10 protein-coding genes are annotated in these 12109 nt (G+C 62.6%); 6 read left to right on the forward strand and 4 right to left on the reverse strand.

Annotation, left to right across the window (positions count from 1 at the left end):
• Window positions 1–92 precede the first annotated feature (92 nt).
• A complete protein-coding gene (locus ABFD52_01935) occupies window positions 93–1235 on the forward strand; it encodes a 6-bladed beta-propeller (GenBank protein MEN6559520.1) in 1143 nt (380 codons plus the stop codon).
• Window positions 1236–1315: 80 nt separating this feature from the next.
• Here ABFD52_01935 and ABFD52_01940 read toward each other — a convergent pair whose 3' ends face one another.
• A complete protein-coding gene (locus ABFD52_01940; GenBank protein ID MEN6559521.1) occupies window positions 1316–3361 on the reverse strand; it encodes a S9 family peptidase in 2046 nt (681 codons plus the stop codon).
• 410 nt (window positions 3362–3771) lie between these two features.
• On the opposite strand from ABFD52_01940, the gene ABFD52_01945 reads away from it, so the two are divergent.
• Genes ABFD52_01945 through ABFD52_01955 form a run of 3 tightly spaced genes read left to right on the forward strand, consistent with a single transcriptional unit; the run spans window position 3772 to window position 7090 of the window.
• Entirely contained in the window at window positions 3772–4701 is a 930-nt protein-coding gene (locus tag ABFD52_01945; GenBank protein ID MEN6559522.1) for an ABC transporter ATP-binding protein, read from the forward strand.
• Between the two features lie 8 nt (window positions 4702–4709).
• The gene (locus ABFD52_01950) at window positions 4710–5954 is read left to right on the forward strand and encodes an ABC transporter permease (protein ID MEN6559523.1); all 1245 of its coding nucleotides are present in this window, start codon (window positions 4710–4712) and stop codon (window positions 5952–5954) included.
• Between the two features lie 2 nt (window positions 5955–5956).
• Window positions 5957–7090: an ABC transporter permease gene (locus ABFD52_01955; GenBank protein MEN6559524.1), complete on the forward strand. Its 1134-nt coding sequence runs from the start codon at window positions 5957–5959 to the stop codon at window positions 7088–7090.
• Here the strand turns inward: ABFD52_01955 and ABFD52_01960 are convergent.
• Both ABFD52_01960 and ABFD52_01965 read right to left on the reverse strand, forming a co-directional pair.
• A complete protein-coding gene (locus tag ABFD52_01960; GenBank protein MEN6559525.1) occupies window positions 7080–8486 on the reverse strand; it encodes an ATP-binding protein in 1407 nt (468 codons plus the stop codon). The two genes, ABFD52_01955 and ABFD52_01960, sit on opposite strands and share 11 nt — an antisense overlap.
• Entirely contained in the window at window positions 8483–9154 is a 672-nt protein-coding gene (locus ABFD52_01965) for a response regulator transcription factor (GenBank protein MEN6559526.1), read from the reverse strand. Before ABFD52_01965 ends, ABFD52_01960 begins: the two co-directional genes overlap by 4 nt.
• A gap of 216 nt (window positions 9155–9370) precedes the next feature.
• Here ABFD52_01965 and ABFD52_01970 point away from each other — a divergent pair, with 216 nt between their 5' ends.
• Entirely contained in the window at window positions 9371–9982 is a 612-nt protein-coding gene (locus tag ABFD52_01970) for a LuxR family transcriptional regulator (protein MEN6559527.1), read from the forward strand.
• 145 nt (window positions 9983–10127) lie between these two features.
• On the opposite strand, the gene ABFD52_01975 is transcribed toward ABFD52_01970, so the two are convergent.
• Window positions 10128–10748: a hypothetical protein gene (locus ABFD52_01975; protein MEN6559528.1), complete on the reverse strand. Its 621-nt coding sequence runs from the start codon at window positions 10746–10748 to the stop codon at window positions 10128–10130.
• Window positions 10749–10927: 179 nt separating this feature from the next.
• Here ABFD52_01975 and ABFD52_01980 point away from each other — a divergent pair, with 179 nt between their 5' ends.
• The gene (locus ABFD52_01980) at window positions 10928–11905 is read left to right on the forward strand and encodes a hypothetical protein (GenBank protein ID MEN6559529.1); all 978 of its coding nucleotides are present in this window, start codon (window positions 10928–10930) and stop codon (window positions 11903–11905) included.
• Window positions 11906–12109 lie beyond the last annotated feature (204 nt).

The following is a 12109-nucleotide window of genomic DNA, read 5'->3' on the forward strand; positions in this document are numbered from 1 at the left end:
GGGGGCCCTTTCGGCCGCCGCCCCGACCTGTCCCTTGACGGACCGACCGCCCGGAACTAACATGATCGCGGCGCGGAAGGGAGGTCGACCCGATGATCCTTCAATCTCGCGGTTCCGGCAGGCGCTGGCTTGTTGCCTTTTCCCTGGGCTCGCTGCTGAGCGGCTCGGCGGCTTCGCAATCGTTCCAGGTCGAGCGGAAGGACGGGCTGACCTTGGTCAGGAACGGGGCCGAGCCGGCCTCGGTCCCGGGAGCGCCCAAGAGGGTGCGCCTGGTCCACGAGTTGACAATCGGCGGCGAGAACGACCCCGACGAGATGATGATCTTCGCGATCCGGACCGTCCAAGTCGGCGATGGAGGCGAGATCTTCGTTCTCGACGATAAGATCCACCAAGTCAAGGTCTACGGGCCCGACGGCCGTTACCTCAGGACCATCGGCAAGACGGGCCAGGGCCCCGGCGAGCTTCGGTCTCCGACGCAGATGAAGATGCTCGCGGACGGCAACCTGTGCCTTTTCGATGTCGGCAACAGCAGGGTTTCCGTCTACTCGCCCGGGGGGGCGTGCCTGAAGGAGATCCCCCTCGCGGGCTGGCGGCCCGTGCGCTACCTCCCGGACTCGCGGGGCTTCGGCTATGGCGATCTCCTCGATTTCCAGGGCGGGGTCAAGGACGTCCTCCTGAAGTTCGATCCCAAGCTCAACAGGATCGCCACGATCGCGACCCTCGTCATGGTGGACCATCCAAGCGAGAAGATGATCCCGGTGGAAATGTTCCGCCTGGTCTATCAGGTCGACCGGCAGGACCGCATTGTCTGGGCCTCGACCGGCGCCTACGAGCTCAACGTCGTCGGCGCCGACGGCACGCCGGTCCGGAAGATCCTCCGCGAATACGAAAAGAGGCCTTTCAGCCGGGCCGAAAGGGACCAGCGCATCAAGGAGTCCTTCGCCGGGCAGGCCCCTCCGCCCGACGTCGAGCCGGTCTTCTCTCCGCATAAGCCCGTCCTCTATTATTTCCTTTTCGACGACGAGGGCCGCACTTATGTCAGGACTTTTGAAAAGGACGATCGGGGAAGCTTCTTCTACGACGTCTTCGACGGGGAAGGCCGGTTCTTTGCCCGGCTCGCTCTCCCGGAATCCGAGCTGCTCTGGGTGGTCAAGAAGGGGAAAGCCTATACCTACATCGAGGAGAACGAGGCCGGCATCCCCCAGGTCAGGCGCTATGCCCTGGCCTGGGAGTAGCCGGCCCGGGTTCCCTATCCGATCCTTTTCAGGATCTCGAGCTTCGGAGGAAATCCCTCCCGCTGGCGCCGAGCGTCCGGCTACTTGAGCCACCTGTCGAGCCAGCCGAGGACCGTGTCGTGCCAGAGGATCGAATTAGCCGGCTTGAGCACCCAGTGGTTCTCGTCGGGGAAGTAGAGGAGCCGGCTCGGGACGCCGCGCCGCTGCAGGACGTTGAACGTTCCGATACCCTGCGCGTCGACGATCCGGAAGTCCTGCCCGCCGTGGACGACGAGCATGGGCGTCTTCCAGTTCTTGATGAAGTTGGCCGGGTTGTGTTTCTCGTAGCTCTGGGGGTTGTCCCAGGGCGTGCCCAGGTGGTCCCACTCGGGGAACCAAAGCTCCTCGGTCTCGAAGTAGGCCGCCCGCTCATCGAGGTTGCCGTCGTGGGCGACCAGGCATTTGAACCGGTCGGGCCAGTTGCCGGCGATCCAGTTGATCATATAGGCGCCGTACGAGGCGCCGAGCGCGCCGACCCGGGCGCCGTCCATCCAGGGGTACTTCGCGAGGGCGGCGGCCAGGCCCTTCTTCAGGTCCTCGAGCGGCTTGCCGCCCCAGTCGCCGCGGATGGCGTCGCAGAAGGCTTGCCCGTAGCCGGTCGAGCCGTGGAAGTCGACCATGACCACGGCGTAGCCGGCCCCGGCGTAGGCCTGGGGGTTCCAGCGGTAGTGGAAGTCGTTGCCGAACGAGCCCTGCGGCCCGCCGTGGATCAGGAAGGCGACCGGGTACTTCTTGGCCGGGTCGAAATCGGCCGGCTTGACGACGTAGCCGTAGACCGTCTCGTTGTTCCAGCCCCTGAAGCTGAACTGCTCGGGCTCGCCCATCCGGACGGCCGCGAGCTTAGCCGCGTTGATCGACGTGATCGCCTTCTCGCCGGCGCCGGGGGCGATGACATATATCTCGGTCGGCGACTTCAGGTCGTTGCGCTCGAAAACTACGCCCGGGCCCGCGGCCGCGAAGCCGGCCACGGTGCCCAGGCCTGCCAGGGCCTCGGCCTTGCCGCTGGCGGCATCGATGGCGAACAGGGAGGTCTGGCCCTTGTTGGGGGCCGTGGCCAGGAGTTTCGTCCCGTCCGCGGACCAGCCGAGGGACGCCGCCGAGAAGTCCCAGCTTTCGGTCAGGACGCGCGCCTGGCCGTCGGGCCAGGGCCGGAGCACGATGCGGTAGCGGTCGGCCTCGTAGCCGGGACGGGACATGGCCAGGTAGGCCAGGGTCTTTCCGTCCGGCGAGAAGGCGGGCATGGTGTCCATGGCCCGGTTGGCCTCGGTCAGGAGCCGCGGCGCGGCCGAGCCGTCGGCCGGCACATAATAGAGGTCGGAGTCCGTGGACCAGGCCTCTTCGCGGCCGACGTCCTTGGCCGCGAAGACGAGGCCCTTGCCGTCGGGCGTGAAGGCGATCTCCTCCGGCCCGCCGAACGGCTTGTTGGGCGTGTCGGCGTCCATGTCCGGCATGAGGTCTTTCGCTTCGCCGCCGCCGTGCATCGGCACGACGAAGAGGTGGGAGCGGCGGCCGTCGCTCCAGGTGTCCCAATGGCGGACGAAGAGCTTCTCGTAGATCCGGCCCGTGGCCTGCCGCTTGCCGATCTCCTCGAGCTTCGCCGCGGTCGCTTCGGGGGTCATCCCGGGGAAGACCTCCATGGTGAAGGCCAGAACGCCCTTGGCCACGACCAGGTTGCCGACATCGAGCGGCAGGCGGGTGACCTGCTCGGCTTCGCCGCCGTCGACCTTGATCCGCCAGACCTGCGACGAGCCGGATCGGGTCGACAGGAAGAAGACCCACTGGCCGCAGGGGGTCCAGCGGCCGTTGAAATCCGCGGCCGGGTGGCTCGTCAGGCGGCGCAGGCCCTTTCCGTCCGTCCCGACAAGCCAGATGTCCGTCCGGCCGCGGTTGGCCGCGAGATCGGTCTCGCGCACGTTGAAGGCGACCCATTTACCGTCCGGCGAGACCTGGGAGTCCGAGATCCGGTCCATGGCCAGCATGTCGTGGACGGTCAGAGGATGGGCCTTTGCCGGCGCCTGGGCCGGCGCCAGGGAGGCCAAGCCGAGAAGGAGGACCGACGAAAGAAGGACGATCGGGACGCGACGCATGGGTCACCTCGTTAGCGCGATGGAAGCTCGGGCCCTCTGGCGGGGGCCCAGCTCATGCTATAGCACACCGCTCCCGAGGCCGTCAAACGCCGGCGCCGCCCGGGCCCGGCCGGGGGCTACTCGATCCGGACGATCCGGACCGGGCCGAGGAGCCCCGACGGCAGGAGCGGAGGTCGGCGGCGCCTGGGACGTCGCCTTCCAACCGGGGGGTTCGATCAGCCCGGTCTTGGCATGCCAGAGATCGGGCGTCCGCCCGGCGATCCGGAAGCTCGCTTCCACCGTCTCCGGCCGGCCGCTGTCAACGGTCGTCGACCCGCCCCGGGCGATCCGAGATGGGAGGACCGGTCCTCAACCTTTCCTGATATCCGGCCGTAGTTATGGTAAAATCCCGCGCAAGGGGTATGCCGAACATGCTCGAGATCAAGAACCTGACCAAGTCCTACGGGGACGTCCTGGCCCTCGACCGCTTCTCGCTGGACCTGAAGAAAGGCGAGGTCCTGGGCCTGCTCGGGCCCAACGGCGCGGGCAAGACGACGCTCATCGCCATCCTCTCGGGAACGCTCGGCGACTTCACCGGGACCGTCAACTTCGAGGGCCGGGACCTCTTCGCCGACCGCGAGCTGAAGAACCGCCTGGGGATCGTGCCCCAGGACATGGCCTTCTACGACGAGCTCAGCGCCATGGACAACATGCTCTTCTGGGGCGGGCTCTACGACACGCCGCGGGCCGACCTGAAGAAGCGGGCGGCCGAGCTCCTGGGGCTGGTCGAGCTCTCCGCCCGGGCCAGGGAGCCGGTCAAGACCTACTCCGGCGGCATGAAGCGCCGCCTCAACACGGCCATCGGCCTGCTCCACAAGCCCGACCTGCTCCTCCTCGACGAGCCGACCGTCGGCATCGACGTCCAGGCCAAGGTCAGCATCCTCGACATCATCCGCGACGCCGGCGCGGCCGGCACCGCGGTCATCTTCACCACCCATCAGCTGGCCGAGGTCGAGACGACCTGTTCCCGCATCGCCATCATGGACCACGGCCGCATCCTGGCCCAGGGCACGCTCGAGGAGCTCGTCCGCATCGTCGGCGAGCGCGACATCGTCGAGATCACCGGCGAGTTCGCCGCGGCGGCGTTCTCCGAGGCCGTCCAGGACCTGGCCGGCGAGCGGGTCGAGCTCCTGTCCGCCGCCGACGGCCTGGCCTCGCTGGCCGTCCGGGACACGGCCGAGATCCCGAGGATCATGGACCGGCTGTTCCAGCGCCGGCTGGCCGTCACCGACATGAAGATCAAGTCGCCCAGCCTGGAGACGGTCTTCCTGAAGCTGACCGGCCGGAGCCTGAGGGACTAGGACCGGGCATGAGAAGGCTGCTCCTGGTCCTGGCCGCCGACGTGCGGCGGCACCTCAAGTCGCCCGTGGCCATACTCGTCTTCATGGCCATCCCCATGGTCATGACCGCTCTCATCGGCATCATCTTCGCTCCCCGGACCGAGGAGAGCACGCTGCCGCCCATCCCGGTCGTCCTCGTCGACCACGACAAGAGCATCGCCTCGAGGATCATCCTGGGGGCCTTCGACGCCGACGAGATGAAGAAGATGTTCCAGGTGACTGTGGCCGACGAGGCCGAGGGCCGGAAGCGGATGGAGAAGGGCAGGGCCTCGGCCATGGTCATCATCCCCGAGAAGTTCACCGTCGACCTTCTCGACGCCGGGACGGCGACCCTGACCGTGGTCAAGAACCCGGCCGAGCAGTTCCTGCCCGACGTGGTCGAGGAGTTCATGAACACGATGGCCGTCATGCTCTCGGGCGCCGTCCAGGCCTTCGCCCCGGAGGCCCGCGGCATCCGGGCCATGATCGACGCCCCGGTCGAGGCCGTCCCCTGGGACAGGCTCGGGCCGGTGCTCGGCCAGGCCCAAAAGAAGGTCATCGCCGCCCGGAAATACCTCGATCCGCTGCTCGTCGGGATCAAGGCCGAGAAGACCAAGGCCGCCGGGGCCAAGACGCAGATCACCCGGCGGGACCTGTTCTCGATCATGCTGCCGGGCATGGCCATCATGTTCCTGCTGTTCATCGTCCAGACGCTGATGCGGGACATCGTCTCCGAGCGCGAGGACGGCAAGCTCCGGCGCATGATGACGACCCCGCTCCGGCCGCTCGAACTCGTCGGGGCCCGCCTCTTCGGCGGCTGGGTCATGGGCCTGGCCGTGCTCCTGGTCATGGTCGCCCTCGGCACCCTGATCTTCCGGGCCTATTGGGGGAATTTCGCCTGGTTCCTGATGCTCGGTGCCGCGGCGTCATTCTGGACGGCCGCCTTCTTCGGCTTCTTCAGCGCCATGGTCCGGAACCGCAACCAGGCCGGCGTGCTCGGCGCGCCGATCATCCTGGCCTTCAGCCTGTTCGGCGGCTCGATGATGAACCCCGAGGCCATGCCCAAGGCTTTCAAGGCCATCGGCGTCATGACGCCCAACCGCTGGTTCATCGACGGCGCGGCCCAGGTCCGGGCCGGGGATTTCCCGCTGTTGCCGCTCGCCGTCCTGGTCGGGAGCGGGATCGTCCTGACAGCCCTGGCCGTCCCGGCCCTGCGCCGCAAGACATCGGTGTGACCATGAAGAAGCTCCGCCGCATCCTCCACGTCGCCTGGAACGACCTGCGGATCATGGCCGGCGACAAGGTGTTCTTCTTCTGGTCGCTCGTCTTCCCGATGCTGTTCATCGTCCTCTTCGGCCTGGTCTTCAAGGCCTCCGACAGCGCGCCCGCCGTCGCCGAGCTGACCGTCGTCAACCTCGATGAGGGCCGGTGGGGCGCCTATTTCCTGGACAAGATCAAGTCCCCGGCGATCGACCTGAAGATCGTCCGGAGCGAGCCGGCCGAGTACAACCGGCTGATCATCCTGCCGGCCGATTTCTCGGCCAGGATCGAGTCCCGGCTGGCCCAGAAGCTGGCCTTCAAGAAGCGCGAGGACGCCTCGACCAAGGCGGCCGCCCGGGTCGAGACGCGGCTCTACCAGGCCATCGCCCGGATGCTCAGCGAGCTCGTCCTCTACGGCGGCGGGGACCTTTCGAAGTTCCTCGATAACCATGCCGAGTTCCGCGACATCGTCCTGGTCAGGACGAGGTTCCCGGAGAAGACGGTGACCGTCGTCCCCAGCGGCTTCGACCACTCCATCCCCGGCACGACCATCCAGTTCATCATGATGATGGTCATCATCTACGGCGGCATCACGGTCATGGAGGACCGCAAGAAGGGGACCCTGGCCCGGATGCTCTTCTCGCCGCTCTCGAAGGGCGAGGTCTTTCAGGCCAAGCTGCTGGGCCGGTGGGGCATGGGTCTGCTGCAGGCGCTCATCCTCATCGTCGTCGGCCGGATCTTCTTCAAGCTCAACCTGGGGGACTTCCCCCTGTCCCTGCTCGTCATCGCCGCCTTCGCCCTGGCCATGGCCGCGCTCAGCGTCTTCATCGGATCGCTCTGCACGAAAGAGGACATGATCATCGGCCTGGCCGTGCTCCTGGCCAACATCTTCGCCGCCCTCGGCGGCTGCTGGTGGCCGAACGAGATCGTGCCTCCCGGCGTCCGCCGCGTCGCCATGATCTCGCCCGCCTATTGGGCCATGGACGCCCTGCACAAGCTGAGGTTCTTCCAGGGGGGCTTCGGGGACATCCTGCCGCACCTGGGCGTTCTGCTGGCGCTGGCGGCCGTACTGAGCGCCGTCGCCGCCCGGGCCTTCCGGGTCAGGGAGTAGGCAGCTCGGTCGTCGGCGGCTTCTGGGGCGGGCCGGCCAGCGGCAGCCGGATGCGGAAGATCGTGCCCTGGCCGACCCGGCTCTCGACCTCGATCGACCCGCCGTGCATCCGGGCGATGGACGTGGCGATCGCCAGTCCGAGCCCGGTCCCGCCTTCGCCGTCGGTGCGGACCTTGTCCACCCGGTAGAACCGGTCGAAGATGAACGGCAGCTGGTCCTCCGGGATTCCGACGCCCGTGTCCCCGATGGCAATGACGGCCTGTTCGTCCTCGCGCGCGGCGGCGACGGTGACCTGGCCGCCCGCCGGGGTGTAGCGGATGGCGTTGTCCAGGATGTTCATGAACAGCTGCCGGAGCTTGATCCGGTCGCCCCGCACCGTCAGGCCGTCCAGCGGGCCGAGGCCGAGGCGCAGGCCCTTCTCCTGGGCCAGGGCCTCGAGGTCCTGGCCGAGCTCGGCGAGGAGGCCGGCCACGTCGACGTCCTGAACGTTTATCGGTTCCGAGCCGGCGTCGCTGCGGGCCAGGACGAGCAGCTTGCCGACGATCTCGGACATATAGTCCACTTCCTGGGAGACGAGCTCGAGCGACCTCCGGTATTCCTCCGGATCCCTCGTCTTCTCCAGCGCCAGCGAGGACTCGGCCTGGAGGACGGCCAGGGGCGTCCGCAGCTCGTGCGAGGCGTCGGCCACGAACTGACGCTGCTTGACGAAGGCCTGTTCGAGTCGGGCGATCATGCCGTTCAGGGTCTTGGCCAGGCGGCCCAGCTCGTCGTCGCTCGCGACGTCGATGCGGCGGCTCAGGTCGCTCTCGCCGATGCCTTTGGCGATGTCGGTGATGCGCTCGACCGGCTTGAGGGTCCGGCCGGCCAGGAACCAGCCGCCCACGCCGGCCAGGAGCACGGCCAGTATGGAGGAGTTCAGCATGACCATGCGGTAGGCGGCCAGCACGCTCAGGATGTCGTTCGTCACCCGGCCGACGACGAGGGCGACCCGGGTCTGGGAGTCGACGTTGAGCGGCGTCGCGTACATCCGGACGTTGGGCCCGTTCTCGGTCTCGGCCGAAACGAAGGACGGGGTCCCGAACAGCGCCTGCTTGACGGCGACCTGGATGTCCGAGATGTTGAGGTTGGCCGGGCCGAGCTGCTGCTGAAGCTTGCCGTCGGCGTCGTAGATCAGGACCAGCTCGTCGAGCTTCCGGTCGAAGACGATCCTGTCGCCCTCGAACCGGATGGTCCCCTTGAGCTCCAGGACCCGGGCCTTCAGCGATTCGTCCAGGTTGCGGTAGAGGTTCCTCGAGAGCATGTAATAGGCGACCGTGCCGAAGACCACGAGCAGCAGGGCGAAGGCCAGCAGGTACCAGACGGTCAGGCGGAACTTGATGCTCTTGTGGGCGATCATGGCATGCGCAGGCGGTAGCCGGCCCCCCGGACGGTCTGGATCAGGCTCGGCTGGCCCTCCCGGTCGATCTTCTTGCGGAGGCGCCGGACGTAGACGTCGATGATGTTCGAGAGGCCGTCGAACTCGTAGTCCCAGACGCTCTCGCCGAGCATGGTCCGCGTGACCACGGCGTTGGGGCGGCGCATGAAGTACTCGAGGATGGCGAATTCCTTGGCGGTCAGGTCGAGGCAGGCGCCGTCGTGCCAGACCTCCCGGCTCTGGGGTTCGAGGGTCAGGTCCCCGACCTGGACCTTCTGGGCCTTGGGCAGGACCTCGCGCCGGAGCAGGGCCCGCAGCCGGGCCAGGAGCTCGGAGAAGGCGAAGGGCTTGACCAGGTAATCGTCGGCGCCGGTGTCGAGCCCGGCGACCTTGTCCTCGACGCTGTCCTTGGCGGTGAGCATGAGGATCGGCGTGTGGACGTTCTTGGCCCGGAGGTCGCGGCAGACGGCCAGGCCATCCTTCTTGGGCAGCATGATGTCGAGGACGATCAGGTCGAAAGGCGTGGTCTCGGCCATGAACTCGGCTTCTTCGCCGTCGTAGGCATTGTCGACGGCATAACCTTCCTCGAGGAGGCCCCTCTTGATGATCCCCGCCAAGCGCCTCGAATCTTCGACCACCAGGACTCGCATGCTCTTCACTCCTGCCGCTGCTTAGAGACGCTCCCAGCATACTCCTTTCATGATGAATATATTATGAAAAACATATGAATTCTTCAATATCAATTTTAATCTAAAATTAATGTTTTATTAATTGGCGATTCATCTCTTGCTGGTACCCTGGACGTCCGGGGCACTGATACCGGCTCCCCCGGCCGGCGCCCCGCAATAACCATTCGGAGGAGCGGCATGAGCGACGTCCTGGAGAAACACAATTCCCTGATGGAGAGGATCATCCGGGATTACGGCGCCATGATAACCTTGACGGTCAACAAGGCCCTCGGCGGCGCGCCCCGCGTCGAGGACATCGTGGCCGAGGTCCATTTCGCCGTCTTCACAACCCTGCGGAAGCTCGGCGAGGGCTGGGCGCCGCCGCGGTCGTTCGTCTCGACCATCGTCAAGAACAAGGTCAACGATTTTGTCTGGCAGCACTACTGGGACAGCGACGACATCGACACGCTGAAGAAGCGCCAGGCCGAACAGATCTGCCAGAAGGAAGAGGTCATGGCCCAGATCCACACGCTGACCCAGTCGGAATTCAAGGTCTTCCGCCTGCTCGGGCTCGGGCTGACCAACCAGGAGATCGCCGAGACCCTCTTCATCTCGCCCCTGACGGTCCGGACCCACGTCAAGAGGATCCACGCCAAGTGCGACATCAAGGGCCGGGCCAAGCTGGCCCTGGCCGCCTATCAGACCTGCTACCACGAAGCGCCGGAAGGCCGGGGCCTCGACGCGGCGTCGGCCTGCGCCGATCCCGGCAGCTTCGTGCGCCCGAGCCTGACCGCCCACCAGGCCAACTGAGCGAACAGGGATCCCCGGTTCCCTCTGCGGGCTAGGAAGCCAAAGGGTTCAGTGTGCCGACTGAATTGCGAATCCCCGACCTGCGGACTTGAACTCCGTTGCTGATCATTGTTGTATTGCGCCCAATTATTGTCCCTACAATAAGTCAGCGATGATGACGGAATGGCGAACCGGGATGGCGATTCGGTCTTCGGTCATATTGAAGGCAACCCTTAGTCGATTCCTGTTTTTTGATTGATTGATATCCGTTCGTCGCCACATTCCCGGTCCCTGACAAGAGAACGTAGGCTACAGCCAGAAGTGCCAACGTGGGAATACCTAGTAAGACAATTGACAACGGAACGCGTATGAGCTTCCAGATTGGGGGGCCGACGTCAGTTTTAGGCGACGTCCTGCTAGTACCGAAGCTCCAACAAGAAGTTTCATAAGCATCGCCAACGGCACCTATTCTTTCATACTCGCTTCTCAACACTTTGAGGCTAAAAATCCCAAGAATTAGTCCCAAAAGAGGGAATGCGAGCGAAAACCAATTTAACATCGAAATGATGCTATTCTTTATGACTGGTAATGTACTGATGATCGCGGTTACAGAACTAACTAGGTAGAAGGCATTCCAAAAGTGAACGTGACGATATTTCCATTGTTCCCAGAGGAGTTTAGCCTCATCAATCGGCATCGGTTTTAGGTAGGGCGCCGAAGCTGAATCCGAAAGGGGCGTATCCTGGGGATTCTTGCGCTTAGAATTGAAAATATCGCCGATACCCATCGGCCCCTCCCTAAAAATTCTTATAAAGCCAATTGAGAGCTAGTGTCAACTCATTGTTCTCGCCAATTACATTAGTGACACCGTGGATTGAGGATGAAGTCTAGGTCAAGCCCGATGACCCCCTCGATGTTTTCCTGTGGAGAGATGGAAAACCTCGCCTCGCGGAAAAGAGCAACGTAATGGAATTACTGAGAGAAATCAACAAAAGAGAAATTAATAAATTGCTATCTCCAAAGATAAAGCGAATAGAGACCCGTCGCATCCAAATGAGGAAACTTAGGGATGACCTTGAGGGAATGTATATTACTTATAAGTACGATAAAAGCCCATTAACGGTGGGGGAAATCGTCGATTGGGATGTAATAAATGATGATTTTATTCGAGACGCTGCCCGGGACATCGTAAAACACAAAAAAGAATTTGAGGAGATAAACAAGAATTTTTTAAACGGTATTCATAAAGGGAATACTGTTTTTATTGCAAATGATTATCGTCCCAGAACCGAAGAATATGTGCTGAGATATTCCGCTCCCAGACTGACCTTCAAAGAACAATTCTTCAATTTGCTTCCTATAATTCCGGGAGCCGGCGAAAAGATCATTCTGGTTAACGGAGGCGGTTCGTTCTTATCGGAACTTGAAGAACGAATATATTATCCTACCATGGTATATGAGAACCTATCTCGGGACTTTGTTTTTCTTAAGATCCGCCCCGAATATGCAGAATGTTATAGCCTAAAATACTTAATAGCCTACTTCAAATCTGTAGCATTACTTTGGTATAGCTATAGTATTTATGATTCGGTTAATCTCTACAAAGCTAATATTCTAACCAAATTGCCCGCCCCGCCAGAATGCGACAAGAAGACTGAAGTAGAGAAGTTAGTATCCGAGATCCTTGATTTAGAGGGGAAGCACTTAAGAGATGAAGAAGAATTGAAGTTCGTTATAAGCAAACAGGGCCATGATATTGATAAGACAACAAAAAGGTTAACCGAAAAGATAGGTTATCACAATGATCTGGTTGGCGAAAAACAGCTAGCACTGGATGATATATTCTTCCAATTGTTTAATATTGACAAAGAGGAGATTAGCTTGATGTGCAGGGTTTTAAAGGGTAAACACATATTTACTAACGAAAAGCTAACCGGCCCGTAATGGCTCCTATCCTTGAAGGGCAGCATTATTTCCGAGCCAAATTGGGGCAGAGGATTAGCGGCACTGCGAAGCAACCCCGGATAGTACCGAGCTGAAAACGATAGGCAGTTTTTTTGTGACGTAAGCACTAAATTGGAAGAGGAAATCCCCTAAGGTCATAGCTAAGTTTGTAGTTTTTTTTTGCCCCAACTGAATAGCGCAAGG

This window comes from Acidobacteriota bacterium (genome assembly GCA_039683095.1).
Classification (GTDB): Bacteria; Acidobacteriota; Aminicenantia; order Aminicenantales; family Saccharicenantaceae; genus RBG-16-66-30.